The organism is Agrococcus sp. GCM10030265 (genome assembly GCF_042666675.1).
Taxonomy (GTDB): Bacteria; Actinomycetota; Actinomycetes; order Actinomycetales; family Microbacteriaceae; genus Agrococcus.
On the sequence record NZ_JBHTCZ010000002.1, the window covers coordinates 661963 to 680334 of the forward strand.

Sequence of the window (18372 nt, forward strand, 5' to 3'; positions counted from 1 at the left end):
ACGTCGGCGACGTCAGCGGCAGTCTCGGACCTCGGTCGCGAGCGCCGCGGATGCCTCGCGCGCGTAGAACGCGTCCTCCTGCGCTCGCCACCCCTCCCACCAGTCGTCGACGCCGTCGCGCGCGAGCGCGCGGGCTCGCCGCGTGCGCTCGTCGCACTCGAGCCAGATCGCGCGCTCCGCGAGCGGCGCCGCCGCGCGCGAGAGCGCACCGCAGCCCTCGAGCACGACGTGGGAGCCCGACGGCAGCCGGTGCTCCTCGGCGCGCTCGTGCGCCACCCAGTCCCAGCGCCGCCACACGGCGGCCTCGCCGCGCGACAGGGGCAGCAGGATGCGCTCGAGCGCGTACGCCGACCCCGCGTCGAGGCCACCCCATCCGGGGTAGAGGTCGTCCATGTGCACGACATGGCCGCCGAGCTCGGCCGCGAGCGTCGTGGCGAGCACCGTCTTGCCGGAGCCCGATCGGCCGTCGAGGAGCCAGAGGCGGCTCACGTGCCCACCAGCCGAAACGATCCCGTCGCGATCGCGGCGCTCAGCGCGACGACGACGATCGCGACGGCTGCCCCCAGCAGCACGGCGTCGGCGGCGGCGAGCCGAGACGGCCTCGCCCACGTGCGCTCGGCGTGCCCGAAGCCGCGCGCCTCCATGGCGGTCGCGAGCCTGCCGCCCCGGCGCACGGCGATGACGAGCACCGTGAACGCCATGCCCGTCCACCGTCGGATGCGGCCGCCGTCCCCGAGCCCGCGGGCGCGGCGGGCGGCGGCGAGCGCATCCCAGTCCTCCCGCAGGACGCCGAAGAGGCGGATGCCGGCGAGGGCTGCGAGCACGAAGCGCGCCGGCAGCCGCAGCACCTGCGCGAGCCCGTCGCCGAGCCGCGTCGCGTCGATGCCCGCGAGGATCGCGAGCGTCGGCACGCCGATGGCGAGCACGCGCAGCACGATCGCGATCGCGAGGGCGATGGAGTCGTCGCTCACGACGGCGAGCCAGACACGGAGGTGGACGCGGCCTGCGGGCTGCGCGTAGAGCAGCATGCTGACGCCCGAGAGCGGCGCCGCGACGAGGATGGGCCACGTGCGACGCACGATGGCGCCCGGGCGCAGCCCGGCGGCGAGCAGCCCGGCGAGGCCGAGCACGAGGGCGACGGATGCGCTGACGACGTCGATCGTGACGAGCAGCGGCAGCGACAGCACGACGGCGGCGAGGAAGGGCGTGACGGGATTCACGCGGTCGAGCCGCGTGGGCGCCGCGGCGACGCGCGCACCGATCATGCGACGTCCAACCTCACGACGCGGTCGCCGAGCACGCGCACGACGTCGGCGTCGTGCGTCACCGACAGCAGCGCCGCGCCGTCGGCGACGAGCTCAGCCATGAGCGCGACGAGCTCGCGCCACGTGCTGCGATCCTGCCCGAACGTCGGCTCGTCGAGCACGACCACGCGCGGGCCGGTGGCGAGCACCGTGGCGACCGAGAGCCTGCGCTGCTCGCCACCGGAGAGCGTGAACGGATGCGCGTCGGCGAGGTGGTCGAGGCGCAGCCGCTGCAGCAGCGCGTCGACGCGCGGGGCGTGCTGGGCTCGCGGCACGCCGACCGCTCGGAGGCCGACGCCGATCTCCTCGCGCACCGTGCGGCCGACGAGCTGGTGCTCCGGCTCCTGGAACACCGTGCCGATGCGGGTGGCGAGGGCGCTGGAGCGCCAGCGCGCCGGGTCGGCGGCGAGCCCCGCGGCGAGGGCCGGCGTGGCGACGAGCTCGCCGCCGAGGCGCGGCAGCAGCGACGCCATCGTGAGCGCGAGCGTCGACTTGCCCGCACCGTTCGGGCCCGTCACGACCGTGGAGGTGCCGGCGTCGAGCGCGAGGTCCACGGGCGGGCGCACGGGGGCGTCGCGACCGACGAGGAGGCCGCGCGCGGCGAGCAGCCGCTCGCGGGGCGCGACGGGGGGTCGATCGATCGAGACGGGATGGCCGGGCACCCACACGCCGCGGTCGGCGAGCGCGTCGCCGTGGGCGGCGAACACGACGTCGGGGGCCCCGTCCGCCAGGACGCCGCCGCCGGGCTCGAGCACGATCACGCGATCGACGACCGGGAGCCAGGTCTCGACGCGATGCTCGACGACGACGAGCGTCGACCGGGTCGCGTCGAGCATCCGCACGACGGCGTCGCGCACCTCGACGACGCCGTCGGGGTCGAGGTTGGCGGTCGGCTCGTCGAGCAGCACGAGACCGGGGCGCATCGCGAGGATGCCGGCGAGCGCGAGACGCTGCCGCTGCCCGCCGGAGAGCGCGGCCGTCGACCGGTCGAGGTCGACGTCGAGGCCGACGGCGTCGAGCGCCTGCGCGACGCGTCGCCAGATCTCCTCGCGCGGCACGCGCAGGTTCTCGGGCCCGAACGCGACGTCGTCGCCGACCCTCGACAGGATCGTGTTGGCCTGCGGATCCTGCAGCACGAGGCCCGTCGCGCCCCGGACGGTCGTGGGATGCGCGCCGTCGACGCGCAGCGATCCCGTCTCCTCGCCGTCCTCGGCGTCGCCGAGCACGCCGGCGACGCCTGCGAGCAGCGTCGACTTGCCAGCCCCCGACGCACCGAGCAGCAGCACGCGCTCCCCCGGCTCGATCGCGAGGTCGAGGCCCGAGACGGCGGCGCGCGAGCGTGCCGCATGCCGCCATCCCCAGCCTGCGGCGTCGACGCGCGCCGGGCCTGCTGCCGTCACGCTCGGCGCTGCGCCTCGCGGCCCGCCGCGAACCGCGACAGCGCCCCCGTGGCGGCGAGCCCCCGCACGAGCAGCCAGCCGACGAGCCCCGCGAGCACGGCACCCGAGAGCGACAGGGTCACGAGGTAGATGCCGAGGAACTCCGGGCCCTTCGCGAGGTTGCCGGAGAGGAAGAGCTCGAGGGTCCACGCGCCGACGGCGGCGCCCACGCCGGCGGCCATCGCCGCGAGCACGCCGAAGCGGCGGTAGAGCAGCACGGCGAGCACGAGCTCGGCGCCGAGCCCCTGGGCGATGCCCGAGTACACCGTCTCGATGCCCCACTGGCTGCCGAGCAGCGTGGAGACGTTGGCGGCGAGCAGCTCGACGAAGAGCGCGGCGCCCGGCTTGCGGATGATGAGGCCGCCGATGACGCCGCCGAGGAGCCACGGGCCGACGGCGATGCCGCCGAAGCCGGGCGTGAAGGCGTCGGCGATGGCGAACCAGGCGCCGCCGACGCCGTTCCACAGCACGAAGAGCAGGCCGCACGCGACGGCGAGCACCGAGGCGGTGACGATGTCGACGACGCGCCAGCGGAAGCGCGAGACGGAGGGGGCGCCGGTGGGCGCGGTGATGGTGGACATGCGGTGTGCCTCTCGAGGGAAGGGCACGGGTGAGATCGCTCCCTGCGCCGGCATGACCCGGATCAGGTTCGACGGTCGAAGGCTTCGGCCTTCCTCTCAGCCCGGCGCACCGGACTCCCGTGGTTTCCGCCCATCCTACGCCCGGCGTAGCGTGGTGGGATGCACGTCTCCAGGCTCGTGACGATCGGCGACTCCTTCACGGAGGGCTACGGCGACGACCAGCCGGACGGCTCGGTGCGCGGATGGGGCGATCTCGCCGCCGTCGGCATCGCGACCGCGCAGGGCGAGCCGATCGAGTACGCGAACCTCGCGGTGCGGGGGCGCAAGCTCGGGCGCATCCTCGACGAGCAGCTCGATGCGGCGATCGCGTTGCGTCCGAGCCACCTGTCCATCAACGGCGGTGGCAACGACATCCTGCGCCCGCGCGTCACGATCGACTGGGTGAGCGGGCGGCTTCGGGACGCCGTGCATCGCATCCTCGACGCGGGCATCGTGCCCGTCATGGTGTCGGGCGCGAACCCGTCGGGCGTCATGGCGGGCGGCGGCGTCATGCTGCGGCGCGGCGATGCGCTGCGGGATGCCGTGCGCGGGTGGGCGGACGCGCTCGACGTGCCCTTCGTCGACAACTGGACCGACGTCGAGCTGCAGCACGGCCGGTTCTGGACCGACGACCGCCTGCACCTGAACGCGGCCGGGCATGCGCGCGCGGCGACGACGTTCCTGCGCGCCCTCGGCCACGACGCCCCGCATGCATGGCTCGACCTCGTGCCGCGCACGACGGCCGAGGGTCGCCGCGATGCCGACTACTACCGTCGCCACGTCATGCCCTGGATCGGGCGGCGGCTCACGGGCCGGTCGTCGGGCGACGGCCGCACGGCGAAGATCACGCCGCCGGTCGTGGTCGAGCCGCTGCGCTGACCCCGGTCGCATCGGCACACAGCGCTATCATCGTCGGATGACGATGGATGGGTCGCGCGTCGCGACCGTGCTGCACGCGCTCTCCGACCCGGGCCGCGTGCGACTGCTCACCCATCTCATGGAGGGCGAGCACCGCGTGCGCGACCTCACCGAGCACCTGCATCTTGCGCAGTCGACCGTGAGCGCGCACCTCGCGTGCCTGCGGGACTGCGGGCTCGTCACGTCGCGGCCGGAGGGGCGGGCCTCCTGGTACTCGATCGTCGCCGCCGACGAGGTCGCGGCGGTGCTCGCGGCCGCCGCACTGCTCGCCGACCGCGTCGACGGCGCCACGACCCACGACCACGAGGCCGCCTGATGGGCGCGGGCCACGACCACGCGCCCGGGGCGATCGCGAACCGCAGGCGCCTCGCGATCGCGTTCGGCATCACGGCGAGCGTGCTCGTCGTGCAGGCCGTCGGCGCCGTCGTCACCGGCTCGCTCTCGCTGCTCGTCGACACGGGCCACATGCTCACCGACGTCGCCGGGCTCGCGCTGTCGCTCGTCGCCGCCACGCTCGCGCTGCGGCCGCCCACGGCTCGCCGCACATGGGGCTTCGCACGCGCGGAGGTGCTGAGCGCGGCGACCCAGGCCGGCGTGCTGCTCGCCATCGGCGTGCTCGCGCTCGTCGAGGGCGTGCGGCGCCTGCTCGACCCGCCCGACGTCGAGGGGCAGGCGCTGCTCGTCTTCGGGGTGCTCGGCCTCGCCGCGAACGTCGTCGCGATCCTCGTGCTCGTCTCGGCGCGCGACGCGAACCTCAACCTGCGCGCGGCGTTCCTCGAGGTCGTGAACGACGCGCTCGGCTCGGTGGCCGTCATCGTGGCCGCCGTCGTCATCGCGCTCACGGGCTTCCTGCAGGCCGACGCGATCGCGGCGATGGTGGTCGCGTGCCTCATCATCCCGAGGGCGGCGGTGCTGCTGCGCGCATCCGGCCGCATCCTGCTGGAGGAGACCCCGGAGGCGATCGACCTCGACGCCGTCCGCAGCCACATCCTCGGGCTCGATCACGTCGCGGCCGTGCACGACCTGCACGCCTCGCAGATCGCGACGGGCCTGCCCGTGCTCACCGCGCACGTCGTCGTCGACGACGGCTGCTTCCGCGACGGGCACGGTGCTGCGATCCTCGCCGAGGTGCAGACCTGCATCGCCGAGCACTTCGACGTCGAGCACTCGACGATCCAGGTCGAGCCCGTCGGCCATCGGGATCGAGAGGCGCACGCCTAGGCACCTGGATGCGCACGCAGCGGCACCCTGGGCGCGCATGACGCTCGAGCTCGCGCTCCGTGCGCATCGCGGCGCCGCTACGCCTCCCCCGCGTCCACAGGGTCGCGCCGGCGACGCGCGGCGACGACGAACGGGATCGCGAGCGCCTGCAGCACCGACGACGCCACGATGGTCACGCCGTAGCCCTGCAGGTCGGCGGCGCGACCGAACGCCGGCTGCACGAAGCCCCCGATGCTGCCCAGCAGCGAGTCGAACGACAGCACCGTCGCGCGCTGCTGCGACGGGATGCACGCGTTGAGGTACGCGCGCCGCACGGGCATGAGCGCCGAGAGCGCGAGCCCCCAGACGGCGAGCATCGCCACCGCGACCCAGAACGACGACGTGACGCCCGCGACGACGAGCGCGAGGGTCGACACGACGAGCGCGCCCAGCATGAGCGAGGTGCGCAGGCGCACGACGCGGCGCAGCGGCGCCGCGAGCATGCCGCCCACGATCTGCGCCGCCGCGACGAGCGCCGCGACGATGCCCGCGAGGGCGTAGGCGCGCGGATCGCCGTACAGCTCGAGCAGGTACGGCTGCGCCGCGTAGAAGACGTAGCCCATCGAGCCGCCGACGAAGGGTCCCGCGAGCATGAGCCATCGCAGCCTGCCGTCGCGCAGGCCGACGTCGACCGACACGCGCAGCAGCTGTCGCATCGCGGTGCCCGCCCGCGCGCGCATCGGCGTGAACCCGAGGTCGTGCATCCAGATCGCCGCGGCGACGAGGCTTGCGACGAGCAGCAGCGAGCGCAGCGCGAACGGCAGCCAGAGCCCCACGAGCTGCGCGAGGACTCCGCCGAGCACGCTGCCGACGAGCATCGCGGCGCCCGACGCGGCCTGCGCGCGACCGAAGACGCCGTCGAGCTCGCCTCGGTAGCCCGCCGAGCGCAGCGCATCCACGACCCACGCCTCCATGGCGCCGGAGAAGAAGGTGTAGCCGAACCCGAGCAGCACCGACGCGGCCGCCCACGCCCAGAACGGCGACTCCCACACCCACAGCAGCACGTAGAGCGCCGTCGAGGCGGCGAGCACCGCCGAGCCCAGCAGGAACGACAGGCGACGCCCGCGCAGGTCGGCGACGACGCCCGTCGGGATCTCGAAGAGCAGGAGGCCGACGGTGTAGAACGCGTTCGCCGCGAACGCCTCGAGGTTCGACAGCCCCGCGTCGAGCAGGAAGATCGTGTTGATCCCCCAGATCATGCTCGTGGCGAGCGTCGTCGAGCCGGTGAGCGCGAGGTACGTCGCCTGGATGGCGCGGGGCGAGGTCGCGGCTGCTGCGGGCACGGTCACGGGCCCAGCATGCACCCGATCCCGTCGGCGTCCGCGCGATCAGGCCGTGACGAAGTCGATGAGCTCCTCGACGCGGCCGAGCAGCGCAGGCTCGAGGTCGTTCCAGTCGCGCACCCGAGCGAGGATGCGCTGCCACCCGCGGGCGACGTCCGCCTGGTCCTCGTGCGGCAGGCCGAGGCGTCGCAGCGTGCCGCGCTTCCAGTCCTCGCTGCGCGGCACGTCCGGCCAGCGCTCGAGGCCGACGCGCGCAGGCTTCACCGCCTGCCACACGTCGATGTACGGGTGACCGACGATGCGCACGAACCGGGCGTGCGGGCCGCGCGCGACCTCGGCGGCGATGCGCGACTCCTTCGAGCCGGGCACGAGGTGGTCGACGAGGATGCCGAGCCGGCGCTCGGCGCTCGGCCGGTGGTCGGCGACGAGCGACGCGAGGTCGTCGATGCCGCCGAGCGGCTCCACGGCGACGCCCTCGACCCGCAGGTCGTGTCCCCACACCTTCTCGACGAGCTCGGCATCGTGGGTGCCCTCGACGAGGATCCGGCTCGGCAGCGCCACGCGGGCGCGGTGATCGACGACGGCGCGCGATCCGGACGCCGTGCGCGTCGGCGTGCGCGTCGCCGCCGCCAGCGGCTTCGTCAGCTCGACGGGCTCGCCGTCGACGAGGAACCCGAGGCCCAGGGGGAAGAGCCGCACCTTGCCTCTGCGATCCTCGAGGTGCACGTGGCCCGCCTCGATGCCGACGACGGCGCCGACGAACCCGTCGAGCGTCTCGACGACGAGATCGCGTGCGGCGCCGATCTTCGCGGGCGCCTCGGGCTCGCGCGCAGCCCTCGCCTCGGCGGAGAGCACGTCGCCACCCCACGCGCCCCAGTCCATCCTCACGAGCGCAGCTCCGCGATCGCCTCCAGCGCGGCGACGTCGCCCTGCACGAGCATGCGCGTCACGACGGTCGACTCCCAGCGCTGCAGGTCGTCGCGCACCTTCGCGAGCGGGCCGACGAGCCCGATCTCCTCGACGAGACGCGTCGGCACCGCTGCGATGGCGCCCGCCTTGTCGCCCGCGAGGTAGCGCTCCTGGATGACGTCGCACTCGGCCTCGTAGCCGAGGCGAGCGACGGCGTCGAGATGGAAGTTCTGCCCCTTGGCGCCCATGCCGCCGACGTAGAGGGCGATCATGGGCCGCACGCGGTCGGCCGCCCGCTCGAGGTCGTCGTCGACGACCACGGGCACGGGCAGCGACACCTCGAAGGCCTCGGGGCCGGGCAACGCTGCGTCGCGCTTGGCGAAGCCGTCCGCGAGGTTCGCGCGCGCCTCGGCGTCGAGGGCGGGCGAGAGCAGGAACGGCAGCCAGCCGTCGGCGATCTCGGCGGCGAGCGCCGTGTTCCGCGGCCCCTCGGCGGCGAGGTGGATGGGCACGTGCGGCCGCGCGGGATGCAACGTGGACTGCAGCGGCTTGCCGAGCCCCGTGGTGCCCTCGCCGGTGAGCGGCAACGGCAGCTGCGGCCCGGGGGCCGTCACGGGCGCCTCGCGCGCCATGATGCTGCGGAGGATGGCGACGTACTCGCGGGTGCGTGCGAGGGGCCGCGGGTACGGCTGGCCGTACCAGCCCTCGACGACCTGCGGGCCCGAGGCTCCGATGCCGAGGATGACGCGGCCGCCCGAGAGGTGGTCGAGCGTCATCGCCTGCATCGCGGTGGCCGCCGGCGTGCGCGCGGACAGCTGCGCGATGCCGGTCGCGAGCCGGATCGTCGACGTGCCCGCGCCCCACCACGCGAGCGGGGTGAACGCATCCGAGCCGTACGCCTCCGCCGTCCACACCGAGTCGAACCCGAGCCGCTCGGCGGCGAGGATCGTCTCGAGGGCCTGCGGCGGCGGACCCTGGCGCCAGTAGCCGAGCGAGTAGCCGAACTCCATCCCGCCAGCGTACGGCCGGTGGCCCGAGGGCGCGCGGAGGGCGCGCCTAGGCTCGAGCGCATGACCCTCCGCATCTTCACCGAGCCCCAGCAGGGCGCCTCCTACGACGAGCTGCTCGCGATCGCGCTGCGCGCCGAGGCCGCCGGGTTCGACGCGTTCTTCCGCTCCGACCACTACCTGCGGATGGGCGACGGCGACCCCGGCCACGGCCCGACCGATGCGTGGACGTCGCTCGCGGGCCTCGCGCGCGACACGTCGACCATCCGGCTCGGCACCCTCGTCTCGTCGGTGACCTACCGGCTGCCCGGCATCCTCGCGATCCAGGTGGCGAACGTGGATGCGATGTCCGGCGGCCGGGTCGAGCTCGGCCTCGGCACCGGGTGGTTCGAGCAGGAGCACGCCGCCTACGGCATCCCCTTCCCCGCCAAGCGCTTCGGCATGCTCGAGGAGCAGCTCGCGATCGTCACGGGCCTGTGGGAGACGCCCGCGGGCGAGTCGTTCTCGTTCACGGGCGAGCACTACGCGCTCGCCGACTCCCCCGCGCTGCCGAAGCCCGTGCAGGCGCCCGTGCCCGTGCTCGTCGGCGGCCACGGCGCGAGGCGCACGCCGGCGATCGCGGCGCGCTACGCGACGGAGTTCAACATCCCGTTCCCCGAGCTCGACGCGATCGAGGCGACGTTCGCACGCGTGCGGGAGGCCGTCGCCGAGGCGGAGCGCACCGCGCCCATGACGTACTCGGTGGCGCTCGTCGCGTGCGTCGGGCAGACCGAGGAGGCGTTCGTGCGGCGCGCGGCGCGCATCGGGCGGGAGCCCGCCGAGCTGCGCGAGCACGGCATCGCGGGCACGCCGGCGGAGGCCGCCGACCGTCTCGCGCAGGTGAGAGCCATGGGTGCCGAGCGCGTCTACCTGCAGTGCCTCGACGTCACCGACCTCGACCACGTCGACGAGCTCGCGGCGCTCGCCTGAGCGCGCTCGCGCCCACGCACGACGAAGGGGGCCGACCGGATGGTCGACCCCCTCGTGCATCCTGCGATCAGGCGCGCGTCTTGCCGCGGCTGTTCCGCGTGATGAGGCCGTAGACCAGCAGCACGATGATCGAGCCGCCGATGGCGAGCAGCCACGTCTGCAGCGACCAGAACTCCTCGAGCGGTGCGTTGAAGAGCACGGACCCGAGGAAGCCTCCGAGGAGCGCTCCGACGACGCCCAGCACGAGCGTGATGATCCAGCCGCCACCCTGCCTGCCGGGGAGGATCAGCTTCGCGATGGCCCCAGCGACGAGACCGAGGACGATCCATCCGATGATTCCCATTGGTGCGTTCCTTCCGTTGATGGCACGGCCTCGTGGGCCGTGCCGGGTTGCCCCTTGCGCTCCACCCTCGCACCTAGCAGGAACCTATGACGATCTGAGGCGTAGCCCTTGACGAATGCGCGAAAGGATGGTTCGCATCCCGCCGAGATGGCAGATGGGCCCCCGCGTGTCGCGGGGGCCCATCCGTCGTGCACGTGCCGGATCGTCAGGACTGCGCAGCGCGCTCCAGCACGATCTCGCGCACGCGAGCGGCGTCCGCCTGACCGCGCATGGCCTTCATCACCGCGCCGATCACCGCGCCCGCGGCCTGCACCTTGCCGTCGCGGATCTTCGCGAGCACGTCGGGCTGCGCGGCGAGCGCCTCGTCGACGGCCGCGACGAGCGCACCCTCGTCCGAGACGACCTGCAGCCCACGGGCCGCAGCGACCTCGGACGGCGACCCCTCGCCCGCGACGACGCCCTCGAGCGCCTGCCGCGCGAGGCGGTCGGTGAGCGCGCCCTCGTCGACGAGGCGCTGCAGCTCGGCGACGTGGGCGGGGGACACGAGGGTCGAGGCATCCACGCCGCGCTCGTTCGCGACGCGAGCGAGCTCGCCCGTCCACCACTTGCGCGCCGACGCCGGCGTCGCGCCCGCGCGCACCGTCTCCTCGATCGTGCCCAGCAGGCCCGCGTTCACGACGTCCTGCAGCTCGAGGTCGGTGAAGCCCCACTCCCCCTGCAGCCTGCGCTTGCGGGCGCCCGGCTGCTCGGGCAGCGCCGCGCGCAGCTCCTCCACGAGCTCGCGGCTCGGCTGCACCGGCAGCAGGTCGGGCTCGGGGAAGTAGCGGTAGTCGTCGGCGTCGGACTTCGGGCGGCCCGGGCTCGTGGTGCCCGTGTCCTCGTGCCAGTGCCGCGTCTCCTGCGTGATGGTGCCGCCGGCCGCGAGGATGGCCGCCTGCCGCTGGATCTCGTAGCGCACGGCGCGCTCGACCGAGCGCATCGAGTTGACGTTCTTCGTCTCGGTGCGCGTGCCGAGGCGCTCCTGGCCGCGCGGCCGCAGCGACACGTTCGCGTCGCAGCGCAGGTTGCCGCGCTCCATGCGGGCCTCGGAGATGCCGAGCGACAGCACGATGTCGCGCACGGCCGCGACGTAGGCGCGCGCGAGCTCGGGCGCCGAGTGCTCGGCACCCACGATGGGCTTCGTCACGATCTCGACGAGCGGCACGCCGGCGCGGTTGTAGTCGACGAGCGACGAGGACGCGCCCTGGATGCGCCCGGTCGAGCCGCCGACGTGCGTGAGCTTGCCGGCGTCCTCCTCCATGTGCGCGCGCTCGATCGGGATGTCGACGAGCCGACCATCCGCCAGCTGCACCTCGACGGAGCCCTCGAAGGCGATGGGCTCGTCGTACTGCGAGATCTGGTAGTTCTTCGGCGTGTCCGGGTAGTAGTAGTTCTTCCGCGCGAAGCGGCTCGACTCGGCGATCTCGCACCCGAGCGCGAGGCCCAGCGAGATCGAGTACCGGATGGCGGTCTCGTTCACGACGGGGAGGCTGCCCGGCAGGCCGAGGCTCAGCGGGTCGACGAGCGTGTTCGGCGCCGCGTCGTGGTGGTCGGGATGCGCGGGGTTCGGCGCCGCCGAGAACATCTTCGTGCGCGTGCCGAGCTCGACGTGCACCTCGAAGCCGAGCACGGGCTCGTACAGCTCGAGGGCCTCGTCGAAGTCCATGAGACGGTCCTTCATCGTGCGACCTCCGTGAGTGCCGGTGCCTGGTGGCCGAGGATGCCGCCCCACTGCTCGGCGAGCAGCGCCTCGATCGTCGCGCCCGCGCGGTAGAGCCGCACGTCCTCGAAGAGCGGCGCGAGCAGCTGCAGCCCCACGGGGAGGCCGTCGTCGCCGAGCCCCATCGGGACCGACATGCCGGGGATGCCCGCGAGGTTCGCGGGGATCGTCGTGATGTCGTTCGCGTACATCGCGAGCGGGTCGTCGATCTTCTCGCCGAGGCGGAACGCCGTCGTGGGCGCCGAGGGGCTCACGAGGACGTCGACCTGCGCGAAGGCGGCGTCGAAGTCGCGCTGGATGAGCGTGCGCACCTTCTGGGCCGAGCCGTAGTAGGCGTCGTAGTAGCCGGCCGAGAGCGCGTAGGTGCCGAGGATGATGCGGCGCTTGACCTCGGGACCGAAGCCGACCTCGCGCGTCGCGGCCATGACGTCCTCGACCGTCTGTCCCGGCTGCTCGACCCTGAGGCCGAAGCGCACCGAGTCGAAGCGGGCGAGGTTCGAGGAGGCCTCCGCGGGGAGGATGAGGTAGTAGGCGGCGACGGCGTGCTCGACGCTCGGCATCGACACCTCGACGACCTCGCCGCCCGCGCGCTCGATGAGCGCCACGGTCTCGTGGAAGCGCCGCGCGACGTCGGGGGCGATGCCCTCGCTGTCGAGCTCGCGGATGACGCCGACCCGCAGCCCGGCGAGCGAGCCGGATGCGGCGCCCTCGCGAGCGGCCGCCGCGAACGACGGCCACTCGCGCTCGAGCGACGTGGAGTCGTGCGGATCGTGCCCCGCGATGACGTCGTGCACGAGCGCCGAGTCGAGCACCGTGCGCGACACGGGACCCACCTGGTCGAGGCTCGATGCGAGCGCGATGGCGCCGTAGCGGCTGACGCCGCCGTACGTCGGCTTCACGCCGACGGAGCCGGTCACGGCCGCGGGCTGGCGGATCGAGCCGCCGGTGTCGCTGCCGAGCGCGAAGGGCGCCTCGAACGCGGCGACGGCCGCGGCCGATCCACCGCCCGAGCCGCCGGGGATGCGCTCGAGGTCCCAGGGGTTGCGCGTCGGCCCGTAGGCGGAGTGCTCGGTCGACGACCCCATGGCGAACTCGTCCATGTTCGTCTTGCCGAGCGCGACGAGGCCAGCGGCCTTGAGGCGCGCGACGGGCGTCGCGTCGTACGGCGGCACCCAGCCCTCGAGGATGCGCGAGCCCGACGTCGACGGCATGCCGACGGTGCACAGCACGTCCTTGATGGCGACGGGCGCGCCCGCGAGCTCGTGCAGCGACTCGCCCGCCGCGCGGCGCTCGTCGATGCGGCGCGCCTCGTCGAGCGCGCTCGCGTTGACGTGCAGGAAGGCGTGGACGTCGCCGTCGACGGCTGCGATGCGGTCGAGGTGCGCCTGCGTCGCCTCGACGCTCGACACCTCGCCGGATGCGAGGAGCCCTGCGAGCTCGGCGCCGGAGATCCGCGTCAGGTCGCTCACTGCTCCTCCCCCAGGATCGCCGAGACGCGGAAGCGCTCGCCGTCGTGCGCGGGTGCGCCTGCGAAGACCTGCGCGTTCGAGAGCGTCTCGCCCTCGACGTCGGCGCGCGTCACGTTCGCGAGCGGCACGGGGTGGCTCGTGGCGGGCACGTCGCCCGAGACGGCCTCGGAGACCTTCGCGATGGCGTCGACGATGGCGGAGAGCTCGGTCGTGAGGCTCTCGACCTCCTCGTCGGTGAGGGCGATGCGCGAGAGGCCGGCGAGATGCTCGACCTGCTCGCGAGTGATGTCGGACATGCGACTCCCAGCGTGTCGGAAGGGGATGCGGTCCATCCTACGAAACGCGGCGACCCGCGGCCGCCCGCGTCAGCCGCCGAGCGCGCGCACCGTCGCGAGCGCGCCGACCGCCGCGGCCGGCACGAGCAGCGCGCCGACGATCGCGGCGTGCACGCGGAGGTGGTCGCGCAGCAGCGCGACGTACTCGCGCAGGAGGGCGCTCGGGAGGTAGTAGGCCGCCGTGCGAGCGCCGAGCGCATGGCCGCGCATGCCGAGGCGGCGCAGCAGGGTCGCGGCGCGGAACGCGTGGTAGTCGCTCGTCACCACGGTGACGGGGCCGCGCAGGCCGCGCTCGTCCAGCAGCGCGCGCGTGCGCCGCAGGTTCTCCTCCGTCGTCGTCGACGCATCCTCGAGCAGCATCCTGTGCGACGCGACCCCGAGGGTCTCGGCGTGCTCGGCCATCGCCGCCGCCTCGCTGCGCGGCTCGTCGGCGCCCTGCCCGCCCGAGAGCACGAGCAGCGTGCGCGGATCGCGCTGCGCGAGCTCGACGGCGCGGGCGACGCGCGACGCCAGCAGCGGCGAGACGCGGCCGTCGACGAGCCCGGCGCCCAGCACGACGACGGCTGCGGCCACGGGCGCGCGGCGCGCGATCGCGCCGTATGCGAGCGACCAGCCGAGGAAGGCGAGGAGGACGATGCCGAGGTAGCCCACCGGCGCGGCGAGCAGCACGACGAGCACGGCCACGACGCCGAGCTCGGCGGCGATCGTGAGCCAGCCGAGCGCGTACAGCGCGACGATCGCGACGCCCGCGGCGAGCGACAGCGCATGCGCGGGCGAGCGGCGCTCCCGCAGCAGCATGAGCACGCCGTTCACGACGAGCGCCAGCCCGAGTGCGAGGCCCGCGAGCGCCGGGATCCCGATGAGCAGGAGCGCCTGGGCGAGGCCGCGTGCACGATCGTCGACCCCGAGCAGCGCGCCCACGTCGTCGAGGCCCGTCACGAGCGTCGATGCGAGCGTCGTCACGAGGGAGGCTGCGGCGAGCGTCAGCAGGACGCCGGGCACGAGCCTGCGCGGATCGCGCGACGCGAGCACGATCCCGACGATCGCGAGCGCGATCGCGAGCGGCCCTGGCATCCTCCGATCCTACGGAGCGCGCACGGGTCAGCCGACGAGGGCGGACGTGCGGACGAGGCCGACGATCGTCGATGCGACGGCGAGCGCGCCGAGCACGAGGAAGGTGGCGCGAGCGGGGCGCACCGTCGCGGCGAGCTCGCGCACGAGGGCGCCCGGGCGATACACGGGGCTCGACCACGAGCCCGTCGCGTCGCCGCGGATGCCGAGGCGCTGCAGCAGCACGCGCGTGCGGGGCACGTGGTACTCGCTCGTGACGACGAGCCACGGCTCGGTCGCGCCGAGCGTCCCGCGCGTGAGCGCGAGGTTCTCCTCCGTCGACGTCGAGCGGTCCTCGAGGTCGATCGCCGAGGCGGGCACGCCGCACGCTTCGACGAGGTGCTCGGCCATCGCCGCGGCCTCGCTGCGCGGCTCGTCGGCACCCTGCCCGCCCGACGCCACCATCCGCACGCTCGGGTCGCCGAGGTCGTGCCACAGCGTCGCAGCGCGCTCGACGCGCCTGCGCAGCAGCGGCCCGACGTGCCTGCCCTGCAGCGCGCCGCCCAGCACGACGATCGTGCGCGGCGTCATGCCCGGCTCGAGCGGGCGGGATGCCGCGGCGTGCAGCAGGTAGGCCGTGAACGCGAGTCCCAGCACCCATGCGGGCCAGCAGCAGTGCAGCAGCGCCGTCGCGAGCCGCGGCTGCGCGGGTGCGAGCGCGAGGGCGACCGCGACGATCGCGGTGGCGGCGACGCCGGTCGCGGCGATCAGCGCGTCGTGCGCCTTGACGCGCTGCATCCGCCGCATCGCGGCGACGTGCGCGAATCCGGCGAGGCCCAGCGTCGGCACGGTCGTGAGGGCGGCGATCCACACGAGCGCGTCGAGGACGCGGTCCCACCCGTCGGCGAGGCCGATGGCCGCGGCGAGGGCGAGGGCGGCGAGCGCCACGGCGACGCCCGCCATCTCGAAGCGTCGCCCCAGCACCACGTCAGCCTATGCGGCGGCGGCGTGCTGCTCGCCGGCGTCGGCGAGCACGGGAGCGAGCGATGCGCCGAGCAGCACGGTGCGCAGCGCGCGCTCCGTGCCGTCGGCCACGAGCTCGGCAGCGCGGGCGCAGGCCTCGTCGAGCGCCATGGGCGCGGGCAGGATGCCCTGCACGGCGCCGATGCCGATCGCGCGCACGCAGTCGGCGTCGGCGCCGATCGTGCCCGCGAGCGCGAGGACGGGCACGCCGGCGCGTGACGCGCGGCGCGCGACCTCGGCGGGCACCTTTCCCCGCGGCGTCTGCGCGTCGATGGAGCCCTCGGCGGTGATCACGAGGTCGGCGTCCGCGACGGCCCCGTCGAGGTCGACCTGGTCGAGCAGCACCTCGAAGCGCGGTCGCAGCGTCGCGCCGATGGCTGCGAGGCCCGCGCCGAGCCCTCCCGACGCGCCCGTGCCGAGGCCGCGCCGCAGGTCGACGCCGGCGGCGGCGGGCGCGTCGTGCTCGAGCGTGCGGGCCCAGTGCTTCAGCGCCTTCGCGAGCCGGTCGACCTGACGGGGGCTCGCGCCCTTCTGCGGCCCGAAGACGCGCGCGACGCCGCGCGGCCCCGTCAGCACGTTCGTGGGATTGCACGCCACGGTGATGCCGACGTCGGCGAGGCGCGGATCGAGTCCGGCCAGGTCGATGCGGTCGAGGTCTCGCAGCACCCGGGCACCGTGGCCGAGCTCGCGTCCGTCGGCGTCGAGCAGCCGGGCGCCGAGGGCCTGCAGCGCTCCGGCGCCGCCGTCCGACGTGCCCGAGTCGCCGCATCCGACGAGGATGCGCGTCACGCCCTCGTCGAGCGCGGCGAGGATGAGCTCGCCGACGCCGAACGTCGTCGTGCGCAGCGGATCGCGGCGATCGCGCGGCACGAGACGCAGCCCGGCGGCGGCCGCCATCTCGACGACGGCGGTCGTGCCGTCGCCGAGGATGCCGAGGTGGCTCGCGATCGGCTCGCCGACGGGACCGACGACCGTGCGGCGCACGATGCGGCCACCCGTCGCGGCGACGAGCGCGACGGCCGTGCCCTCGCCGCCGTCGACGAGCGGCATGCAGCGCACGTCGGCGCCGGGGAGCACGCGGCGCACGCCCGTGGCGATGGCGTCGGCGACGAGGTCGGCGTCGAGCGACTCCTTGAAGCCGCTGGGAGCGACGAGGACGGTGGGAGCGGCGAGCATGGTGGACTCCATTCATCGGGTGCCGCGCAGGGCGGCGGGGGTCTCGAGGGGCACGCCGAGGGCGGGCCACAGCCACGCGGCTGCGAGCAGCGTCGTGCCGACGACGACGGGCGCCGTCATGGCGGCGAGGGCGAGGAGGGATGCGCGGTCGAACGACTGCACGCCCGCCACGGAGGCGAACATCGCGACGGGCTTCGCCGACGACGTGAGCGTGAGGCAGAAGCCGGCGGCCGCCGTGGATGCGAGCGCCGCGGCGACCGGGTTGATGCCCGCACCGAGGGCGACGACGAGCACGACGGGCAGCAGCACCGTCGCGCGCGCGGTCCGCGACTGCACGACGAGGTGCGCGAGCGTCGAGACGACGACGATCGCGAGCAGCACGCTCGCGGGATGCGCGCCGCCGAGGGCGCCGAGCGAGGCCTGCGCGAGCCGATCCGCCGCACCGCTCGTCACGAGCGCCGTGCCGAGCGCGAGCGTCGCGGCGAGGAAGACGAGCAGCGACCACGGCACCTGCCGCGCCGCGTGCGCCGGCGTGGTCGTCCCGACGATCGGCAGCACCGTGATCGCGCCGGCGACCATCGCGACGATCGCGGGATGGATGCCGTGCGCGGCCTCCGTCGCCCACAGGGCGATCACCGTCACGAGCGTCACGAGCGCTCGCACCTCGGGTGCGGACGGGGTTCGACGGCGCGTGCCATCGGCCGCGCGGACGGCAGCGGCGACGGCGGCGACGTCGAGGGCGCGGTCGGCGCGGGAGAGCCAGCCGACGAGCACGAGCTCGGTGACGACGACGCACGTCGCGAGCGCGACCGGTGCGCCGAGCAGCAGCCACCACGCGAACGAGATGCGCGTGCCCGTCGCGCTCTCGACGAGGCTCGCGGCGACCAGGTGGGCGCCTGCGCCGAGGATCGACGCGAAGGCCGACAGCAGGATCACCGCGGGGAACAGCAGCGACAGCGCGCGCTGATGCCGTGCGGGCAGCGCGCCGGCGATCGTGCGGAAGACCGGGAGCGCCAGCGCGGCGCGGCCGCTCGTCGCAGGCACCGCGAACGTCGTGAGGACGAGCGCGATCGTCGTGCGATGCCAGAGGCCGCGCACGGAGCGCGCGCCGCCGACGAGCGCGATCGCGGCACGTTGGGCGAGGCCCGACGCCGCGACGCCCGCTGCGAGCGCGCACGAGCCGACGAGCAGCCAGATCGTCGGGTCGACGAACGATCGGCCGACGACGGCGGGCGGCACCGCACCTGCGAGCGCGAGCACGGCGACGGCGACGAGCGCGACGCGCGTGTCGTCGACGCGCGTGACGACCCACGCGAGCGTGGCGCCCGCGAGCGCCGTGAGCACGAGCCGCTGCTCGATGTCCCATCCGTCGGTGGCGTGCCAGGCGGCGACGGCCGCGGCGACGACGGCGCCGCCGCGCAGCAGCGCACCGAACGATGCCCGGGTGCCGAGGGCTGCGGTCGCGATCGAGGTCATGGCTCCACGGTGGAGGCCGCGCACGAGAGGGA

General features: G+C 74.6%; 19 protein-coding genes and 1 riboswitch. Of the genes, 4 read left to right on the forward strand and 15 right to left on the reverse strand.

Translation table 11 applies throughout. From position 1 onward, the window contains the following. Positions 1-12: 12 nt before the first annotated feature. The 4 genes from ACFQPP_RS07390 to ACFQPP_RS07405 are packed head-to-tail and all read right to left on the reverse strand — an operon-like array spanning position 13 to position 3324. Positions 13-489 (reverse strand): hypothetical protein, encoded by a 477-nt coding sequence (locus ACFQPP_RS07390; protein ID WP_376915919.1) that lies wholly within the window; start codon positions 487-489, stop codon positions 13-15. Then, positions 486-1265, reverse strand: coding sequence for an energy-coupling factor transporter transmembrane component T family protein (locus ACFQPP_RS07395; protein ID WP_376915920.1), 780 nt, complete (start codon positions 1263-1265; stop codon positions 486-488). The genes ACFQPP_RS07390 and ACFQPP_RS07395 overlap by 4 nt, the downstream gene beginning before the upstream one ends. Then, on the reverse strand, positions 1262-2704 hold the full coding sequence (locus ACFQPP_RS07400; protein WP_376915921.1) for an ABC transporter ATP-binding protein: 1443 nt from the start codon (positions 2702-2704) through the stop codon (positions 1262-1264). The genes ACFQPP_RS07395 and ACFQPP_RS07400 overlap by 4 nt, the downstream gene beginning before the upstream one ends. Next, complete coding sequence (locus tag ACFQPP_RS07405; RefSeq protein WP_376915922.1) at positions 2701-3324, reverse strand: ECF transporter S component; 624 nt, start codon at positions 3322-3324, stop codon at positions 2701-2703. Before ACFQPP_RS07405 ends, ACFQPP_RS07400 begins: the two co-directional genes overlap by 4 nt. Positions 3325-3345: 21 nt before the next feature. Further along, a riboswitch (TPP riboswitch) is annotated at positions 3346-3455 on the reverse strand. A 28-nt stretch (positions 3456-3483) separates the two neighbouring features. Between ACFQPP_RS07405 and ACFQPP_RS07410 the strand changes: the two genes are divergently transcribed. Genes ACFQPP_RS07410 through ACFQPP_RS07420 form a run of 3 tightly spaced genes read left to right on the forward strand, consistent with a single transcriptional unit; the run spans position 3484 to position 5502 of the window. Continuing rightward, positions 3484-4242, forward strand: coding sequence for an SGNH/GDSL hydrolase family protein (locus ACFQPP_RS07410; RefSeq protein ID WP_376915923.1), 759 nt, complete (start codon positions 3484-3486; stop codon positions 4240-4242). Positions 4243-4279: 37 nt separating this feature from the next. After that, a complete protein-coding gene (locus ACFQPP_RS07415) occupies positions 4280-4597 on the forward strand; it encodes an ArsR/SmtB family transcription factor (protein ID WP_376915924.1) in 318 nt (105 codons plus the stop codon). Beyond that, a complete protein-coding gene (locus ACFQPP_RS07420; protein ID WP_376915925.1) occupies positions 4597-5502 on the forward strand; it encodes a cation diffusion facilitator family transporter in 906 nt (301 codons plus the stop codon). The genes ACFQPP_RS07415 and ACFQPP_RS07420 overlap by 1 nt, the downstream gene beginning before the upstream one ends. Positions 5503-5579: 77 nt before the next feature. Here the strand turns inward: ACFQPP_RS07420 and ACFQPP_RS07425 are convergent, their stop codons facing one another. Genes ACFQPP_RS07425 through ACFQPP_RS07435 form a run of 3 tightly spaced genes read right to left on the reverse strand, consistent with a single transcriptional unit; the run spans position 5580 to position 8743 of the window. Then, on the reverse strand, positions 5580-6830 hold the full coding sequence (locus ACFQPP_RS07425) for an MFS transporter (RefSeq protein ID WP_376915926.1): 1251 nt from the start codon (positions 6828-6830) through the stop codon (positions 5580-5582). Between the two features lie 39 nt (positions 6831-6869). Continuing rightward, positions 6870-7706: a DUF3097 domain-containing protein gene (locus ACFQPP_RS07430; protein WP_376915927.1), complete on the reverse strand. Its 837-nt coding sequence runs from the start codon at positions 7704-7706 to the stop codon at positions 6870-6872. A 2-nt stretch (positions 7707-7708) separates the two neighbouring features. Further along, the gene (locus ACFQPP_RS07435; protein WP_376915928.1) at positions 7709-8743 is read right to left on the reverse strand and encodes an LLM class F420-dependent oxidoreductase; all 1035 of its coding nucleotides are present in this window, start codon (positions 8741-8743) and stop codon (positions 7709-7711) included. A 60-nt stretch (positions 8744-8803) separates the two neighbouring features. Between ACFQPP_RS07435 and ACFQPP_RS07440 the strand changes: the two genes are divergently transcribed. Then, complete coding sequence (locus tag ACFQPP_RS07440; protein ID WP_376915929.1) at positions 8804-9709, forward strand: LLM class F420-dependent oxidoreductase; 906 nt, start codon at positions 8804-8806, stop codon at positions 9707-9709. Between the two features lie 67 nt (positions 9710-9776). Here the strand turns inward: ACFQPP_RS07440 and ACFQPP_RS07445 are convergent, their stop codons facing one another. From ACFQPP_RS07445 to ACFQPP_RS07480, 8 genes are all read right to left on the reverse strand, one after another. Further along, the gene (locus tag ACFQPP_RS07445) at positions 9777-10052 is read right to left on the reverse strand and encodes a GlsB/YeaQ/YmgE family stress response membrane protein (protein ID WP_376915930.1); all 276 of its coding nucleotides are present in this window, start codon (positions 10050-10052) and stop codon (positions 9777-9779) included. Positions 10053-10257: 205 nt separating this feature from the next. Continuing rightward, positions 10258-11772 carry an Asp-tRNA(Asn)/Glu-tRNA(Gln) amidotransferase subunit GatB gene (gene gatB, locus ACFQPP_RS07450; protein WP_376915931.1) on the reverse strand — a complete coding sequence of 505 codons (1515 nt, stop codon included), beginning with the start codon at positions 11770-11772 and terminating at the stop codon, positions 10258-10260. Beyond that, positions 11769-13280, reverse strand: coding sequence for an Asp-tRNA(Asn)/Glu-tRNA(Gln) amidotransferase subunit GatA (gene gatA, locus ACFQPP_RS07455; protein ID WP_376915932.1), 1512 nt, complete (start codon positions 13278-13280; stop codon positions 11769-11771). Before gatA ends, gatB begins: the two co-directional genes overlap by 4 nt. Continuing rightward, positions 13277-13576: an Asp-tRNA(Asn)/Glu-tRNA(Gln) amidotransferase subunit GatC gene (gene gatC, locus ACFQPP_RS07460; RefSeq protein ID WP_376915933.1), complete on the reverse strand. Its 300-nt coding sequence runs from the start codon at positions 13574-13576 to the stop codon at positions 13277-13279. Before gatC ends, gatA begins: the two co-directional genes overlap by 4 nt. A 69-nt stretch (positions 13577-13645) precedes the next feature. Beyond that, positions 13646-14689 (reverse strand): YdcF family protein, encoded by a 1044-nt coding sequence (locus ACFQPP_RS07465; RefSeq protein ID WP_376915934.1) that lies wholly within the window; start codon positions 14687-14689, stop codon positions 13646-13648. A gap of 27 nt (positions 14690-14716) precedes the next feature. Next, positions 14717-15649 carry a YdcF family protein gene (locus ACFQPP_RS07470; protein WP_376915935.1) on the reverse strand — a complete coding sequence of 311 codons (933 nt, stop codon included), beginning with the start codon at positions 15647-15649 and terminating at the stop codon, positions 14717-14719. Positions 15650-15658: 9 nt separating this feature from the next. Next, a complete protein-coding gene (locus ACFQPP_RS07475; protein WP_376915936.1) occupies positions 15659-16864 on the reverse strand; it encodes a glycerate kinase in 1206 nt (401 codons plus the stop codon). 12 nt (positions 16865-16876) lie between these two features. After that, positions 16877-18340 (reverse strand): SLC13 family permease, encoded by a 1464-nt coding sequence (locus ACFQPP_RS07480; RefSeq protein ID WP_376915937.1) that lies wholly within the window; start codon positions 18338-18340, stop codon positions 16877-16879. Positions 18341-18372: the final 32 nt, after the last annotated feature.